This is a genomic window from Lysobacterales bacterium (assembly GCA_016721845.1).
GTDB lineage: Bacteria > Pseudomonadota > Gammaproteobacteria > Xanthomonadales > Ahniellaceae > JADKHK01.
This window is the reverse complement of the sequence record JADKHK010000013.1, coordinates 2,224,874-2,239,288: the sequence shown is the minus strand read 5'-3', so window position 1 is coordinate 2,239,288 and position 14,415 is coordinate 2,224,874. Positions and strand designations below refer to the sequence as shown.

Annotated in this window: 18 protein-coding genes; 9 read left to right on the top strand and 9 right to left on the bottom strand. The window is 64.1% G+C overall.

Annotated features, from left to right (window positions below):
• Positions 1-2: 2 nt before the first annotated feature.
• Both IPP28_17620 and IPP28_17615 read right to left on the bottom strand, forming a co-directional pair.
• Positions 3-206: a DUF2892 domain-containing protein gene (locus IPP28_17620; protein ID MBL0042818.1), complete on the bottom strand. Its 204-nt coding sequence runs from the start codon at positions 204-206 to the stop codon at positions 3-5.
• A gap of 31 nt (positions 207-237) precedes the next feature.
• Complete coding sequence (locus IPP28_17615) at positions 238-1,509, bottom strand: FAD-dependent oxidoreductase (GenBank protein MBL0042817.1); 1,272 nt, start codon at positions 1,507-1,509, stop codon at positions 238-240.
• 158 nt (positions 1,510-1,667) lie between these two features.
• Here IPP28_17615 and IPP28_17610 point away from each other — a divergent pair, with 158 nt between their 5' ends.
• The 3 genes from IPP28_17610 to IPP28_17600 are packed head-to-tail and all read left to right on the top strand — an operon-like array spanning position 1,668 to position 2,944.
• Complete coding sequence (locus tag IPP28_17610; protein MBL0042816.1) at positions 1,668-1,973, top strand: winged helix-turn-helix transcriptional regulator; 306 nt, start codon at positions 1,668-1,670, stop codon at positions 1,971-1,973.
• Between the two features lie 13 nt (positions 1,974-1,986).
• The gene (locus IPP28_17605) at positions 1,987-2,352 is read left to right on the top strand and encodes a rhodanese-like domain-containing protein (GenBank protein ID MBL0042815.1); all 366 of its coding nucleotides are present in this window, start codon (positions 1,987-1,989) and stop codon (positions 2,350-2,352) included.
• 7 nt (positions 2,353-2,359) lie between these two features.
• The gene (locus IPP28_17600) at positions 2,360-2,944 is read left to right on the top strand and encodes a TIGR00730 family Rossman fold protein (protein MBL0042814.1); all 585 of its coding nucleotides are present in this window, start codon (positions 2,360-2,362) and stop codon (positions 2,942-2,944) included.
• A gap of 1 nt (position 2,945) precedes the next feature.
• Here IPP28_17600 and IPP28_17595 read toward each other — a convergent pair whose 3' ends face one another.
• From IPP28_17595 to IPP28_17575, 5 genes are all read right to left on the bottom strand, one after another.
• On the bottom strand, positions 2,946-4,061 hold the full coding sequence (locus IPP28_17595; GenBank protein MBL0042813.1) for a hypothetical protein: 1,116 nt from the start codon (positions 4,059-4,061) through the stop codon (positions 2,946-2,948).
• A 1-nt stretch (position 4,062) separates the two neighbouring features.
• On the bottom strand, positions 4,063-5,466 hold the full coding sequence (locus IPP28_17590; protein ID MBL0042812.1) for an MBOAT family protein: 1,404 nt from the start codon (positions 5,464-5,466) through the stop codon (positions 4,063-4,065).
• A gap of 65 nt (positions 5,467-5,531) precedes the next feature.
• Positions 5,532-6,176 (bottom strand): hemolysin III family protein, encoded by a 645-nt coding sequence (locus IPP28_17585; protein ID MBL0042811.1) that lies wholly within the window; start codon positions 6,174-6,176, stop codon positions 5,532-5,534.
• 47 nt (positions 6,177-6,223) lie between these two features.
• On the bottom strand, positions 6,224-6,646 hold the full coding sequence (locus tag IPP28_17580; GenBank protein ID MBL0042810.1) for a TfoX/Sxy family protein: 423 nt from the start codon (positions 6,644-6,646) through the stop codon (positions 6,224-6,226).
• Positions 6,643-7,077: a GAF domain-containing protein gene (locus tag IPP28_17575; GenBank protein MBL0042809.1), complete on the bottom strand. Its 435-nt coding sequence runs from the start codon at positions 7,075-7,077 to the stop codon at positions 6,643-6,645. Before IPP28_17575 ends, IPP28_17580 begins: the two co-directional genes overlap by 4 nt.
• A 138-nt stretch (positions 7,078-7,215) precedes the next feature.
• Here IPP28_17575 and bioD point away from each other — a divergent pair, with 138 nt between their 5' ends.
• Positions 7,216-7,917 carry a dethiobiotin synthase gene (gene bioD / locus IPP28_17570; GenBank protein ID MBL0042808.1) on the top strand — a complete coding sequence of 234 codons (702 nt, stop codon included), beginning with the start codon at positions 7,216-7,218 and terminating at the stop codon, positions 7,915-7,917.
• Between the two features lie 4 nt (positions 7,918-7,921).
• Here the strand turns inward: bioD and IPP28_17565 are convergent, their stop codons facing one another.
• Positions 7,922-8,956 (bottom strand): TraB/GumN family protein, encoded by a 1,035-nt coding sequence (locus IPP28_17565; GenBank protein MBL0042807.1) that lies wholly within the window; start codon positions 8,954-8,956, stop codon positions 7,922-7,924.
• A gap of 143 nt (positions 8,957-9,099) precedes the next feature.
• Here IPP28_17565 and IPP28_17560 point away from each other — a divergent pair, with 143 nt between their 5' ends.
• Together IPP28_17560 and IPP28_17555 are read left to right on the top strand one after the other, a co-directional pair.
• A complete protein-coding gene (locus IPP28_17560) occupies positions 9,100-9,471 on the top strand; it encodes a biopolymer transporter ExbD (protein ID MBL0042806.1) in 372 nt (123 codons plus the stop codon).
• Between the two features lie 124 nt (positions 9,472-9,595).
• Positions 9,596-10,144, top strand: coding sequence for an outer membrane beta-barrel protein (locus tag IPP28_17555; protein ID MBL0042805.1), 549 nt, complete (start codon positions 9,596-9,598; stop codon positions 10,142-10,144).
• Here the strand turns inward: IPP28_17555 and IPP28_17550 are convergent, their stop codons facing one another.
• Positions 10,145-10,465, bottom strand: coding sequence for a DUF1820 family protein (locus tag IPP28_17550; protein MBL0042804.1), 321 nt, complete (start codon positions 10,463-10,465; stop codon positions 10,145-10,147). It abuts the gene before it with no gap.
• Positions 10,466-10,531: 66 nt separating this feature from the next.
• Here IPP28_17550 and IPP28_17545 point away from each other — a divergent pair, with 66 nt between their 5' ends.
• The 3 genes from IPP28_17545 to aceE all read left to right on the top strand — a co-directional run bounded on the left by IPP28_17545 (position 10,532) and on the right by aceE (position 14,367).
• On the top strand, positions 10,532-10,783 hold the full coding sequence (locus IPP28_17545; protein MBL0042803.1) for a YcgL domain-containing protein: 252 nt from the start codon (positions 10,532-10,534) through the stop codon (positions 10,781-10,783).
• Positions 10,784-10,824: 41 nt separating this feature from the next.
• Positions 10,825-11,553 (top strand): DUF4124 domain-containing protein, encoded by a 729-nt coding sequence (locus IPP28_17540; protein ID MBL0042802.1) that lies wholly within the window; start codon positions 10,825-10,827, stop codon positions 11,551-11,553.
• A 126-nt stretch (positions 11,554-11,679) separates the two neighbouring features.
• Positions 11,680-14,367 (top strand): pyruvate dehydrogenase (acetyl-transferring), homodimeric type, encoded by a 2,688-nt coding sequence (aceE, locus tag IPP28_17535; GenBank protein MBL0042801.1) that lies wholly within the window; start codon positions 11,680-11,682, stop codon positions 14,365-14,367.
• Positions 14,368-14,415 lie beyond the last annotated feature (48 nt).

Below are 14,415 nucleotides of genomic sequence, written 5' to 3'. Positions count from 1 at the left end.
TCTCACTTGAAAGCGCAGCCGGCCTTGAAGCCGAGCTTCGACAGGATCGTCGCCGCCGGGCAGAATCCGGTGAAGGAAGATTGCAGCAGATTCAACCCGACGAAGGTGGTCAACAGCAGCCACCACGGTGAAATGAAATAGGTGAGCAGGACGCTGAGCAGGATCATGCTGCCGGCGAATGCGAACATGGCACGGTCGAGGTTCATGGGATGTCTCCTTGAGTGGGGAATGTCAGGATTATTTGAGTCGCTCGATGCCGAGCGCCTTGAGCACGTATTTTTCGTAGATCGGTTCGGTATTGCCGGAGCGCATCTTGGCCAGGAAGTATTTTTCGAAGGCGATCTTGGCGAGGTGCACCCAACGTCCGACCTTGGCCCAGGTCACGTTGCGTGGCGGGATCTGCGGGATCGCGACGAAGGCCGCGCCGGTGTCGCCCATGTCGGCGAGGCAGATCGCGTTCCAGGTCGCCTTTGCCGCGACGGCGCGGCCTTCGATGTCGGCCTTGATGTTGCTGACGATGGCGGTGACCATCGACTCGATCATGAAGCCGGTCTTCGGCGCCCCGGTCGGCACCGGCGTGACTTCCACCGGCGGAATCGCGACGCAGACGCCGGCCGAATAGACGTTCGGATATTTCGGATTGCGCTGGTGTGCGTCAATCTGCACGAAGCCGCGCGGGTTGCACAGGTCCTTGGCCTGGCGCACGGCATCGACGCCGGTGAACGGCGGCATCACCATCGCGTACTTGAACGGCAGAGCGTGTTCCTTGACCGGCTGACCGCGATCGTCGAGTTCCTGCGCTCTCACCTCGCTCGCGCCGATCTCGGTGATCTTCGCGTTCGTGATCCACTTGATGTGGCGCTGGCGCAGTTCGGATTCGAGCAGGCCCTTGGAGTCGCCGACACCGCCGAGCCCCATGTGGCCGACATAGGGTTCGCTGGTCACGTAGGTCATCGGCACGCGGTCGCGAAGCTTGCGCTTGCGCAGGTCGGCGTCGAGGATCATCGCGAACTCGTAGGCCGGGCCGAAACAACTCACGCCCGGCGCGGCGCCGATCACGATCGGGCCCGGGTCCTTGAGGAACTGTTCGTAGGCAGCCCAGGCGGTCACGGCATGGTCGGTCGTGCAGATCGACTGGGTATGCGCGGACGGCCCGAGGCCGGGCACTTCATCGAAGGCGAGCCGCGGGCCGGTGGTGATGACGAGATAGTCGTAGTCGAGCGTGCGGCCGTCGCGCAGCAGCACCTGGTTCGACTCTGGCAGGACGCGCTCGGCGCCGGCAGCTTCGAAGCCGATGCCTTTCTTCGCGAGATGGACGGGTGCATCGATCTGGATGTCGGCCGCCTTGCGCCAGCCCACGGCCACCCACGGATTCGACGGCGTGAAGCTGAACTTCGTGCCCTCGCCAATGACGGTGATCTCTGCCCTGTCCTTGCCGAGCGCTGCGCGTAGCTCGTAAGCCACGCTCATGCCACCAATGCCTGCACCGAGTACGACGATCCGCTTCATGAGGCCCTCCCTCCGGGCTGTATGTGAATTAGATATTGCTAATATAGAGATGCCTAATTTAGAATGCAAGTGTCGCCTGCATCTGCGGGCAAAGGAGGCCACGCATGACCCGATCGACTCGCCGCGTTGCCGCATCGGCACCGACCATGGCGGCCGCGATGGCCGCACAGGCCGAGTTGGCCGCCGACTTGCTCAAAGCGATGGCGCATCCGCAGCGACTGCGGGTGCTCTGCCTGCTGGTCGAGGGCGAACGTTCGGTGGGCGAGATCAACCGCGACATCGAACTCAGCCAGTCGGCCTTGTCGCAACACCTCGCGAAACTTCGCGACGAAGGCCTCGTGGCGACGCGCAAGGAGGCGCAGACGGTGTTCTACAGCCTTGCTGCGGGCCCGGCCCTTGAGGTCATCCGTACCCTGCACGATGTCTATTGTCCGGGCACAACGCCCGCTCGCATCTGTTCCTGAGGAGTCATTACCCATGTTCTCGCAAATCAAATCCTTGCTGGGTCTGGGCGGCAACGCAGTCACGCCGCAGGAGGCGGTACGTCGCATCAATGCCGGTGCCCAGGTGGTGGATGTGCGCGAGCCCGAGGAATTCGCACAGGGCTCCATCGCCAGCGCAGTCAATGTTCCGCTGTCCTGCATCGATCGCGAGGGCATGGCCGCGCTTGAGCGCGCCGGTCTCGCCCATGGCCATGGCGACGTGTTGATCATCTGTCGCAGCGGTGCACGCTCGGGCAGCGCCTGCGCCCGGTTGCAATCGAACTTGGGCGAACGCGCCGTCAATCTGCAGGGCGGGCTGATGGCCTGGGTCGGTGCCGGCCTGCCGGTCGGTCGCGGTTGAGATGGCCATGCGCATCTGCGTCTATTGCGCGTCCAGCGCACAATGTGATCCGGACTACCACCGCTCGGCTTTCCGCCTCGGCGAATTGCTGGCCGACGCCGGTTGCACCACGGTGTATGGCGGCGGCGGCATGGGCTCGATGGGCGCCCTAGCCGACGGCGCGTTGTCCCGGCAAGGTCATGTGGTCGGGATCATTCCGCGCTTCATGACCGAAGTGGAATGGCAGCATCCCGGATTGGCGACGCTCGACATCGTCGAGGACATGCGCGAGCGCAAGCATCGGCTGCTGACCGGATCGGATGCCGTGGTCGCCCTGCCCGGCGGTTGCGGCACGCTGGAGGAAGTGTTCGAGGCGATTACCCTGAAGCGCCTCGGCCTGTACCTGAAGCCGATCGTGTTCGTGAACACGCGGGGCTACTACGACGGCCTGCGCGATTTCCTGCAGCACACCATCCGCGAACGCATGATGGGCGAGGCGCATGCGGCGATATGGCAGTTCGTCGACACGGTCGAGGATGTCCTGCCGGTGATCCGCGCCAGCGATGCGTGGCCGGAAGACGCACGTGCGTTCGCGGCCTTGAAGCCGAGTTGACTCAGCCGCGTGTCGGCGTGTACAGCGCACGCTCGATCTGCGGCAGGATTTGCCGGGTGAGCACCTGCGCGCCGGTCTGGTTCTGGTGGTAAAGATCGAAAAAGAGATCGCAGCGGGTGCGGTCGCCGTCGTCGAACGTCGTGCTCACGTCGATCAGCACGATCTCGCCGGACGCGGCCAGCGGATCCAGCACCATGTGCGCCCAGGCGATGCTGCCCTTGGGCAGCAGTTCCTTGCGCCACACATGGGTGATCGGCATCAGCACCACGACCGGCGGCTGCGGCCAGTCCATGTCGCGGATCTGGGTCTGGCGCAGTTCGAGCAGGGCGCGCCGTTCCTCGCCCAGCGTGTCGGCGCGCAGGCCGCTCCAGTCCGGCGACAGGCCGACGCTCGGAAGCAGCGACTTGCATTGATCGATCGGCGTCTGCTGCTCGGGCGTCGCTGCCGTGGCCCCGGCGCATTCTGCGACGGTGGCCATCGGCAGTCCGCACAGGTCCTGCTCGATGTGCGGCCCGTCGAACAAGGGATGCTGGCCGTAGCTGCGGAACCAGTTGAGCGTCCGAAACAATTCGCGGGGCGATTGCAGCGCGAACTGCACCGCCTGCCGATAGCCGAACAGGGCCGAATAGGCACCGTACGTGCTCAGGTCGCCGGGCACGAATTGCGCGCGCACATCGTCCTCGACCTGCCAGGGCGATTGCAGGGGCTGCACGATCGCGAGTTCGTAGCTGCCATTGCTGGTCCAGGTCATGTCGGCCGCCGATAGTGCGATCACGACACCTTGCACGTCCGGGCGTTCGCGCCGCAGCCAGCGCGACTGTTCGATGATCGTCATCCAGTGCGAACCCGGCATGCTCAGGTTCGCGTGCACCAGCCCATGGCCGCGGGCAGCTGCCGCCAGTGCGGCGTGGTCCAGACCGTACTCGGCGCGCGAACTGCCGAGCGTGGCGATGTCGATGCGGTCACGGTGATCCTGTACCGCGTCGCGCATGCGGATGGTGGTGCCGGAATGGCTTTGCGGTGGCACCAGCGGATCCCACGCACCAAGGCGGAACGCCGCCTCGATGGCAACGAGGCCGATGGCGGGAAGCAGAAGTCGGAACAGGATCGGCCGCATGTCAGAACTGGAAGTAGATGAACGGTGCCGAAAACTGCGGCGTGAACAAGATCATGATCAGCAGGCAGGCCAGTGTCGCGCTCGAATGCAGCCACAGCGGACCCTCGCCGATACGATGCTTCAGTCGGTAGCGCGCGCCCGCGAAATGCAGCAGCAGGAAGGCGGCGAGCGCGAGGGCCAGCATTTGCAGCGCCGCCAGGCCGGCGGAGGCGTCGAACAGGTCGCCGAGCTTGTCCAGCACCAAAAGGCTGGACGCGAGGTCGGGCGCGCGGAAGAAGATCCACGCGAAGCAGACCAGGTGGAAGGTCAGGAACCAGCGGAATACTCGCATGCCGAGGGCGTTCGACTGCCAGCCCGGAATCCGGAAGAGCAGGCTGCGCTCGATGGCCAGCCAGAGGCCATGAATGCCGCCCCAGATCACGAAATTCCAGCTCGCGCCGTGCCAAAGGCCACCGAGCAGCATCGTCAACATGAGATTGACCTGGGTGCGCGTCGGGCCGTTGCGATTGCCGCCGAGTGCGATGTACAGGTAGTCGCGCAACCAGCGCGACAGCGTCATGTGCCAGCGCCGCCAGAACTCCTGCAGGCTGGTCGCGATATACGGGTAATTGAAATTCTGCGGAAAGCGGAAGCCGAACAGCAGCGCGATACCGATGGCGATGTCGGTATAGCCGGAAAAATCGAAATAGATCTGGAAAGCGAAACCATAGATCGCCAGCAGTACCGCTGCGGGATCGCTGCCGGACAAGTTGTTCCAGATCGGGTCGGTGGCTGCCGCGAGCGAATCCGCGAACACCACCTTCTTCACGAAGCCGAACATGATCAGCGTGATCGCGTACGCGATCTCCTTCCACGGCAGGCGCTTGGGATGGTCGAGTTCGTGGAAGAACTCGCTGGCGCGCACGATCGGGCCGGCCACCAGTTGCGGGAAGAACGCGATGAACAGAGCGTAGTCGAGCAGGCTGCGACGCGGTTTGAGTTCGCCACGGTACACGTCGATGGTGTAGCTCATGCTCTGAAACGTGTAGAACGAGATGCCGACCGGCAGCAGCACATCAATGGCGCTGAAGTGCAGCGCAGTGCCGGCTGCCGCCGCGACGTCGTTGGCGCTGGTGATCACGAAATTCGCGTACTTGAAGAAGGCAAGCACGCCCAGGTTGCCGATCACGCTGATCGTGATCAGTCGCTTCGGATGCAGGGTTTTCGCGAAATGCAGCCCGACCCAGTAGTCGAACACGGTCGAGAACAGGATCAGGCCCAGGTACTGCCAGTTCCACGACGCGTAGAAGTACCAGCTGGCCAGCAGCAGGACCCACTTGTGCAGTGTCGAATAGCGACGCATCGGCGCCACCATCGCGTACACGACGAGGAAGAACAGGACGAACGTCCAGGAATTGAAATTCATCGGGATCGAATCAGGCGCCGCAACACCGCATTATCCCGATTGCACGCCGCCAGCGCCAATCGACGTCAGGCGACGGGCCGCAGCACCAGCGACATCACCGCGATGTAGTGGCTGATGCTGCCGGCCAGCACGAAGACGTGCCAGATGGCGTGCGCATAGCGCAGCTTCTGGTGCATGTAGAACCAGGTGCCGCCGGTGTAGAACACACCGCCCACGAACAGCCAGCCCAGCGTCCAGTTGTCGAGGTTCTGCAGCACCGGCTTGATCGCGACGACGACCAGCCAGCCCATGGCGACGTAGATGATCGTCGACGCGAGCTTGAAGCGGCCGGTAAAGAACAGCTTGAAGATCACCCCGAGCATGGCCAGGGTCCATATTGCGCCGAACAGCCACCAGCCCCAGTTGTCGCGCAGGGCGATCAACGAAATCGGCGTGTAGGTGCCGGCGATCAGCAGATAGATGGCGCAATGGTCGAAGACCTTGAGTCGCGCCTTGGCCTTCGCGTGCGGCACGGCGTGGTAGAGGGTCGAGGCGACATAGAGCAGGACCAGCGTGACGCCATAGACGATGACGCTGCCGAGCTTCCAGATATCGCCATGGATCGCCGCCAGCGTGATCAGCACCGACGAGCCGCACAGTGCCGCGACGACGCCGAGTCCGTGCGTCAACGCATTGGCGACTTCTTCGCGCAGGGAATGGGCGTGACTCATCGTGGCAGGGTGTGTGGGTCGCTGTGGAGCAATTGCTCTGCTGCCGATCAGTCGTGCGAGTCGAAGCCGCCGCCGCCGAAGTCGGGCGTGCCGAGTTCCTGCACGCCGTGATCGTCTTCGCGCTCTTCGCGCGGTGCGGATTCGCTGTCGGTCTGCGATACCGGGCCGGCGCCGGCATGGGCCTGGCGCCACCAGGTGTAGTTCTTCTTCGGCAGGCCGGCGTCGCGCGCATTCGCCTCGAGCACGAGTTCGCTCTTGCGTTCGGCCGTGAGCGCGGTCCAGTGGCAATCCAGCACCGCGCCTTCGAGTGCATACAACAGGTTCAGGCTCGGCTTGAAGCCGGCGCGTTTGACCTTCATGAAGACTTCAAGTGCGCCGATCGCGCGCACCTCGTCGTCGGTCTTGATGCCGACCTGGCGCAACCACGCCGCCGACTTCGGCCCGACGTTGCGGATCTTGACGGTGCTCATGCGGCAGCCTCGAAGCGGGTGGGGTCGTTCAGTTCGATCCAGGTCTCGACCAGGGCTTCCATGCCGCGGCGGTCGTCCTCGTCGAAGCGGTTCAGCACCGGGCTGTCGACATCCCAGACGCCGATCAGGAAGCCATGGCCGTCGAACATCGGGACCACGATCTCGGATTCGGAGGCCGAGTCGCAGGCGATGTGGCCGGGAAACGCGTGCACGTCGGCCACCAGCTGGGTCTGCCTGGTGGTCGCGGCGGTGCCGCAGACACCCTCGCCGAGCGCGATGCGCACGCACGCCGGCTTGCCCTGGAACGGACCGACCACCAGTTCGCAGCCGTCGTAGAAGTAGAAGCCGCACCAGTTCAATTGCGGCAGCGCGTGATAGACCAGCGCCGCGAAATTCGCGGCATTCGCGATGCGGTCGCGCTCGTCCGCCATCAGCGCGCGCGCCTGCGCCACGAGTTCGCGATACAGCGTCGGCTTGTCGGTCGTGGTGAGGGTCGGTGCTTCGAACACGGCAGCTTTCCAGTCCAGCAGGACGCGCAGTTTAACAGCGTGAGCCGATAAGCTCCGCGCATGACATCGCCGATCTCATTCTTCGTCACCGGCACCGACACCGGCGTCGGCAAGACCCACATCAGCAGCGCGCTGCTTCTGGCGATCCGGCGCCGGGCGCTGAAGGCCTACGGCTACAAGCCAGTCGCCAGCGGTTGCGAACGCCGCGGCGAGGAATGGATCAGCGACGACGCCGAGAAGCTGCGCGCCTATTCGACCACACCGACGCCCGATCTCGCCTTGATGAATCCGATCGCGTTGCCGGAACCGATTGCGCCGCATCTCGCCGCGGCGCATGCCGGGCGCGAGATCGAGTTGCCGCCCTTGCTGGCTGCCCATCAGGCGCTGTCGCTGGGTGCGCATGCGATCGTTGTTGAAGGCGCCGGCGGTTGGGCGATTCCCTATTCCGATCACTTGATGCAGGCCGATCTGGTGCGCGCCCTGAAGTTGCCGGTGGTGCTGGTGGTCGCCATCCGCCTCGGCTGCATCAACCACGCCATCCTCAGCGAAATCGCGATCCGGGCCGACAAGTGCGAACTGGTGGGCTGGATCGCGAATCGCGTCGACCCCGATTGCCGTTATCCGGACGAAGTGGTCGCGTCGGTGCGCGAGGAGCTCGACGCGCCGCTGCTGGCCGACTGCCCGTTCGGCGCGAATATCGATCTCGCGGCACAGAAGCTCGCGCCGGCCCTCGATGCACTCGGTCTGGTCAGACGAAGTTGAACACTCAAGGAATCGCGCTCGCGTCGATGGCGGATTCTTCACCCGGCGCCTCGACGGTGTAGCCGCGCTTGCGCAGTTCGGCGGCGTAACCGTCTTCGCGCAGCAACTGGCCCATGGGCAATACTGCGAACGTGCTGTGATTCGCCTTCAGTGCTTTTTCCGCCGCTTCCAGCCAAGCGTCGCGGGCGCGCTCGCGCAGGTTCACGAAACCGAATTTCTCGAGGTTTGGGGCACCGAACAGACTGCGCAGGCAAGTGTCGTAGCTGTCGGTAAAAGCCATCGCGCGCAACGCATCGACATCGCCCGCGGCCCAGGCGTTCGCGCGCCGGCGCATGGTGTCGAGGTCGTGCTCCACATAGGTCATGGTCTTGTCGAGGCAGGCGACGTCGTCGAGCGTGGTGTCTGCGAATTCGGCGAGCAGGCCCTTCATGTCCTTGACCATGACGATGACCTTGGGTGATTCGACCGGAACCTTGGCCTTCTTCGCGAGTTTGCTCGCGCGTTCGATCACGCCGTCGTTGTCGCGCAGTCCGGCAACGTCGATCGCCTCCTTGTACAACTCCTGCGCGACAAAGATCGGTCGGCGCTTCTCCAGTCCGCGGGTCGACCGGAAGTACTGTTTCGACAATGCTTTCCAGCGCGCGTAGACCTCGGGGGGCAGCACGTCCGGCAGCGTCTCCTTGCCCGGATTCTTGCGGATCGCGAACAGTTTCGGCACCAGCGCGAGTTGTGCGAAGAAGCCGATGTCGGAGCGCACGTTGATGGTCGGACCGAGCAATACCTGCTGCGAATCGCGGATGATGCTGTCGACATCGGCCGCTTCCCATTGCATGCGTTTCGGTACCGGCGTCAGCGTGCCGAGAATCCACATCTCGTTCTCGCCCCGGCTGACCCGCCACAGGCTCGGCCCGGGTTGCAGGCCCGATACCTCGACCGCATCCATTTGCCGGGTGACTTCGGGGGTGTCCTGCGCCGTCGCACACAGGCTTGCCACCACCAACAGCAAAGCCGCTCGCCATTCCATCGTCTGTCGCATCATTCGTCCCTCGAAGGCGCGCATTCTCCGAAGTGTGCGATGAACGGTTCGTTACGCCACTGCGGAACCCCGATTCGTCACTCGCGCCGTTGTCCGTCTCGACCATCCGGTCGGGAGGAACCCCCATGTCGCAGAACGCCGCACCCATCGCCCAGATCAATGTCACGCCGCTCGTCGACGTCCTGCTCGTGCTGCTGATCATCTTCATGATCACCGCACCGACCCTGACCGATCGTCTGGTGCTGACATTGCCGCAACCGGTCAAGCACCAGCCGCCACCACCACCGGAACCGTTGCGCTTGCGCATTGCCGGCGACGGGGCGCTGGCGCTCGACGGGCAACGCATCAGCGCCAACGTCCTGGCGGCCGAGATCGCGTTTCTGGCGGCGCGTGAGCAGCCCCCGGGCATCGAGATCGATGCCGACGACGCGGTCGCCTATGCCCACATCGTCGATGTGCTGGGCACGCTGAAAAACGAGGGGCTGACGCGCGTCAGTTTCAAGACACACGGGAATTGAGCCGACGACAGCGCCAAAGGTCATTGGGGGTCGCGCTGTTCGTGACGGATTCATCGGCGCCGGCGATGATGCGGGGAGGGCGTGGCGATGGCCGCCGCGCCGCCTGCGAAGAAAGGAACGTTCCATGCGCTATTCCCCCTTGCTGTTGATCGCGGCGCTGGCCGCAAGCACGTCCGCCCATGCCCTCGATGGCTATGTCGGCGTCGGCATCACCCAGGCACCCGACGCCAACCAGGTTCGGGTCGGGCCGGGTGCCACGCTGAAAGAAGACAATGACGCGTTCGCGCGAGCCTTCGGCGGCATCTGGATCAACGAGAACTTCGCGGTCGAGGCGGCTTACCACGATTTCGGCCAGCGCAAGCTCGGTCCCTTCCCCGATCTCGGCTACGACCTCGAAGCCGATGGCTGGTCGCTCGGCATCGTCTATGAGTACGGCGATGCCGCCTGGGCCCCGTACACCAAGATCGGCTATTTCACCGCCGATATCGAGGGCGAGAGCACCACCATCGCCGGCTCGCGACGCGTCAACGATTCAGACGATGGCCTGATGCTTGAAGGCGGCGTGCGTTGGACGCCGAACGACACGTTCTCGCTGCGCGGCGGCTACGAATGGTTCGATTTCAATGGCGGCGGTGACGGTGGCCTGACCATCGCCGCGCAGATTTCGTTCTGATCAACCCGGTTTGGGTGGCATCGGGAAGGGCGTGATCTTGTCGCCGCTCGCGGCATCGCGGATCGACGCGGTGCCGCGGCGTTCCACTTCCTCGATGCGCAGGATCGCCTGGATCGGCAGGTGCAGGGATTTCGTGTCCTTGAACTCGTCACGCAGTTTCTCTTCGGACGGATCGACGATCACGCTGCTGGCCTCGTCGAACACGAGATCGCTGATCGTCGTGAAGCCCCACAGGTCCGAGGAATGCACCGAGCGCGCATACAGCTCGTAGCTCTTGCCCTGGTTCAGGAAACTGATCTTGTACAGCGGTTTCTTGCGCATGCCGCTATTCTGCCGCGTCGTACCGGGGCCGCCAATGCGCGCGCCGCGAAATCGAGGAGCCGAACGATGCAGTGTTACGTTTATCGCAGCGAAAAGCGCGGTGATACCTATGTCTATCTGCGCGAACGCGACGCCTTCGGATTGTTGCCGGCGAATCTCGCGGCCAGCCTGGGGGCGCTCAGTTTCGTGCTGGAAGTGGCGTTGACCCCGGAGCGCAAGCTCGCGCGCGGCGATGCCGCCGTGGTTCGCGCGAATCTGGCCGCGAGCGGTTTCCACATCCAGTTTCCGCCGAGCGTCGACGGCGAAATCACGCACTGAGTCTCGCGGCATAATCGCCGCCACGTTGGGGGAAGACCGACATGCAACCGAATCTGTCACGCATCGCCAGTCTCTGCATGACGCTGGCGGCCCTGTGCCTTGCACAAGCGGTCGATGCCGCCAACGTCTACAAGTGCAAGAACAAGGACGGCAGCGTGGTGGTATCGAACACGCCCTGCGCCAAGGGTGCGGAACCGGATGCGAAACTGAGCAGCGGCAGCAGCACCGCGCCGGCGTACCGCAGCCCCTGCGAACGCGTCGAGGCAACGGGCGCGGGACTGGTCCAGATCGCCGCGAAGATGACGCCGGCGCAGGCGCACGCAGTCGAGGTCGAAGCGTTCGGTCGGCTCAATTCGGCGGGTGCGTCGCGGGTGCTGGCGGAAATCGGCAGCGGCGGCGTGTTGCGCGTCTGTGCGTTCTTCCCGGGCGGTGACGCTTTTGAAACCCTGATCGAACCGAATGGTCTTGTGCGTCGCGATGGCGTGGTCGATGCCGACGATCCGGTGATGCGCGCCGCGAAGCCGATCCGCAACGGCATCGAGGTCTGCAGTGCCGAGATCGACCAGTGCCGCAATCGCTACTCGGCGGTCGGCGTGGAACGCGAGGAGTGCATCAGTAGCATTGCCACCTGTGGTCCGGACCAGCATGCCGATTGCTGCCCGAAAGCCTGTTTCGACGCCTACTGGAAGCCGCCGTTCGAACATGGCGCCGGTCTCGCGGCCATGCAGGCCACGGGCGCATGCAAGGCCGCGGGCGCGCTGCGTCGCTGAGCGCCTCGGTATTTGCACGTTATTGGTGCATTCAAACGCACGAGGATGGGGCGCGCGCGCCAACTTCGCTAGCATCGCCGCTTGGAACACCACACGGCCCTTGGGCCGCCAGCAGAGAGCGCAGCGATGAGCCAGATCCACGACCTGTTGAACGACGACCTCGATCCCAGCGAAACCCGCGAATGGATGGAGGCGATCAGTGCCGTCATCGGTCGTGACGGGGCCGAGCGCGCGCACTTCCTGATGGAACGCATGGTTGACGAGACTCGTCGCGCCGGCGGCCATTTGCCGTTCCCGATGACGACGGATTACATCAACACCATCCCGCCCTCGCGTGAGGCGAAGCCGGATGGCGATGCGGCGCTGGAATGGCGCATCCGTTCGATCCTGCGCTGGAACGCGATGGCGATGGTGGTGCGCGCGAACCGCAAGCCGGGTGAACTTGGCGGCCACATCTCGTCGTTCGCGTCGAGCGCCACGTTGTACGACGTCGGCTTCAACCACTTCTGGCGTGCGCCGAGCGATGCCCATCCGGGCGATCTGCTTTACATCCAGGGCCACAGTTCACCGGGCATCTACGCCCGCGCCTTCCTCGAAGGCCGCCTGCGCGAGGACCAGCTCGACCACTACCGCATGGAGGTCGATGGTCGCGGCATCTCGAGTTATCCGCATCCCTGGCTGATGCCGGATTTCTGGCAGACGCCGACGGTCTCGATGGGGCTCGGCCCGATCAGCGCGATCTATCAGGCGCGCTTCTTCAAGTACCTCGAACATCGTGGCCTGATGCCGGTATCCGACCGCAAGGTCTGGTGCTTCATGGGCGATGGCGAGTCGGACGAACCGGAATCGCTGGGCGCGATCGCGCTCGCCGGGCGCGAGAAGCTCGACAATCTGGTGTTCGTGATCAACTGCAATCTGCAGCGGCTCGATGGCCCGGTGCGCGGCAACGGCAAGATCATCCAGGAGCTGGAGGGCGTGTTCCGCGGCGCCGGCTGGAATGCGCTCAAGGTGGTCTGGGGCAGCCATTGGGATGCGCTGCTGCAGCGTGACCCGAACGGCGTGCTGCGCAAGCTGATGAACGAGACGCTCGACGGCGAGTACCAGAACTACAAGGCCTTCGGCGGCGCGTACACGCGCGAACATTTCTTCGGCAAATACCCCGAAACCAAGGCGCTGGTCGCGAACTTGTCCGATGACGACATCTGGCATCTCAATCGCGGCGGGCATGATCCGCACAAGCTCTATGCGGCCTATCACGCGGCGTCCAACCAGAAGGGCATGCCGACGGTGATTCTCGCCAAGACCGTGAAGGGCTACGGCATGGGCGAGGCCGGAGAGGCGCAAAACATCACGCATCAACAGAAGAAGCTCGATACCGACTCCATCCGCCACTTCCGCGATCGCTTCAAGCTGCCGATCAAGGACGAGGATCTGGAAACGGTGCCGTTCTACCACCCGGGCGAGAACTCGCCCGAAGTGCAGTACATGAAGTCGCGCCGTGCCGCGCTCGGCGGGTCGTTGCCGCAGCGTCGCCGCAAGGCCGACGAGTCGCTGCCGGTGCCGGAACTCGCGACCTTCGATCGACTGCTGAAATCCTCGGGCGAGCGCGAGATTTCGACGACGATGGCTTTCGTGCAGGCCTTGAACCTGGTGTTGCGCGACAAGGCCGTCGGCCCGCGCGTGGTTCCGATCGTCGCCGACGAGGCGCGCACGTTCGGCATGGAAGGCTTGTTCCGCCAGATCGGCATCTATGCGCCGTTCGGTCAGTTGTACAAGCCGGTCGATGCCGACCAGTTGATGTACTACCGCGAAGACGCGGCCGGGCAGGTGTTGCAGGAAGGCATCACCGAGGCCGGCGCGATGTGTTCGTGGCTGGCGGCGGCAACGAGCTACAGCACCAACAACCTGCCGATGCTGCCGTTCTTCATCTTCTATTCGATGTTCGGCATGCAGCGCGTCGGCGATCTCGCCTGGCTCGCCGGCGACATGCGCGCGCGCGGCTTCCTGCTCGGTGCCACGTCCGGTCGCACGACGCTCAATGGCGAAGGCCTGCAACACGAGGACGGTCATTCGCACCTGCTGTCCAGCGCGATCCCGAATTGCAAGAGCTACGATCCGACTTTCGCATTCGAAGTCGCGGTGATCCTGCAGGACGGCATGCGTCGCATGCTCACCGAGCAGGAAGATTGCTACTACTACATGACCCTGGTGAACGAGAACTACGCGCACCCGGAAATGCCGGAAGGCGCGGCCGAAGGAATCATCCGCGGCATGTACTTGCTCAAGGACGCCGGCAAGTCGAAGAAGAACGAATTGCGCGTGCAGTTGATGGGGTCCGGCACGATCCTGCGCGAAGTCATTGCGGCGGCCGAACTGCTGGAGAAGGATTTCGGCGTGAAGTCCGACATCCACAGCTGTCCGAGCTACAACGAATTGCGCCGCGACGGCGCCGATGTCGAGCGCTGGAACCGCCTGCATCCGGAATCGGAGCCGCGCAGCGCGTGGATCACGCAGCAACTGCAAGGTCGCGACGGCCCGGCCATTGCCGCCACCGACTACGTGCGCCAGTACGCCGACCAGGTGCGCGCCTATCTGCCCAAGGGCATGGCCTATACCGTGCTCGGCACCGACGGCTTCGGCCGCTCCGACACCCGCGCCAACCTGCGTCGCTTCTTCGAAGTCGACCGCCACTGGATCGCCCACGCCGCGATCAGCGCCCTCGCCGACGAAGGCAAGCTCAAGCGCGCGGATGTCGCCAAGGCCATCAAGCTCTACGGCATCGACATCGACAAGGCGAATCCGATGGGGGTGTGAAAATGGCGCAGTCCAAGATCAAGTCCGGAGCAGAATTCCTCCAATGGA

Coding starts and splice junctions, on each gene's coding strand:
- IPP28_17600 (MBL0042814.1), top strand. CDS start 2,360: ATGCGCATCTGCGTCTATTGCGCGTCCAGCGCACAATGTGATCCGGAC.
- IPP28_17585 (MBL0042811.1), bottom strand. CDS start 6,176: ATGAGTCACGCCCATTCCCTGCGCGAAGAAGTCGCCAATGCGTTGACG.
- IPP28_17605 (MBL0042815.1), top strand. CDS start 1,987: ATGTTCTCGCAAATCAAATCCTTGCTGGGTCTGGGCGGCAACGCAGTC.
- IPP28_17595 (MBL0042813.1), bottom strand. CDS start 4,061: ATGCGGCCGATCCTGTTCCGACTTCTGCTTCCCGCCATCGGCCTCGTT.
- IPP28_17555 (MBL0042805.1), top strand. CDS start 9,596: ATGCGCTATTCCCCCTTGCTGTTGATCGCGGCGCTGGCCGCAAGCACG.
- IPP28_17565 (MBL0042807.1), bottom strand. CDS start 8,956: ATGATGCGACAGACGATGGAATGGCGAGCGGCTTTGCTGTTGGTGGTG.
- bioD (MBL0042808.1), top strand. CDS start 7,216: ATGACATCGCCGATCTCATTCTTCGTCACCGGCACCGACACCGGCGTC.
- IPP28_17550 (MBL0042804.1), bottom strand. CDS start 10,465: ATGCGCAAGAAACCGCTGTACAAGATCAGTTTCCTGAACCAGGGCAAG.
- IPP28_17545 (MBL0042803.1), top strand. CDS start 10,532: ATGCAGTGTTACGTTTATCGCAGCGAAAAGCGCGGTGATACCTATGTC.
- aceE (MBL0042801.1), top strand. CDS start 11,680: ATGAGCCAGATCCACGACCTGTTGAACGACGACCTCGATCCCAGCGAA.
- IPP28_17540 (MBL0042802.1), top strand. CDS start 10,825: ATGCAACCGAATCTGTCACGCATCGCCAGTCTCTGCATGACGCTGGCG.
- IPP28_17620 (MBL0042818.1), bottom strand. CDS start 206: ATGAACCTCGACCGTGCCATGTTCGCATTCGCCGGCAGCATGATCCTG.
- IPP28_17580 (MBL0042810.1), bottom strand. CDS start 6,646: ATGAGCACCGTCAAGATCCGCAACGTCGGGCCGAAGTCGGCGGCGTGG.
- IPP28_17590 (MBL0042812.1), bottom strand. CDS start 5,466: ATGAATTTCAATTCCTGGACGTTCGTCCTGTTCTTCCTCGTCGTGTAC.
- IPP28_17575 (MBL0042809.1), bottom strand. CDS start 7,077: ATGGCGGACGAGCGCGACCGCATCGCGAATGCCGCGAATTTCGCGGCG.
- IPP28_17615 (MBL0042817.1), bottom strand. CDS start 1,509: ATGAAGCGGATCGTCGTACTCGGTGCAGGCATTGGTGGCATGAGCGTG.
- IPP28_17610 (MBL0042816.1), top strand. CDS start 1,668: ATGGCCGCACAGGCCGAGTTGGCCGCCGACTTGCTCAAAGCGATGGCG.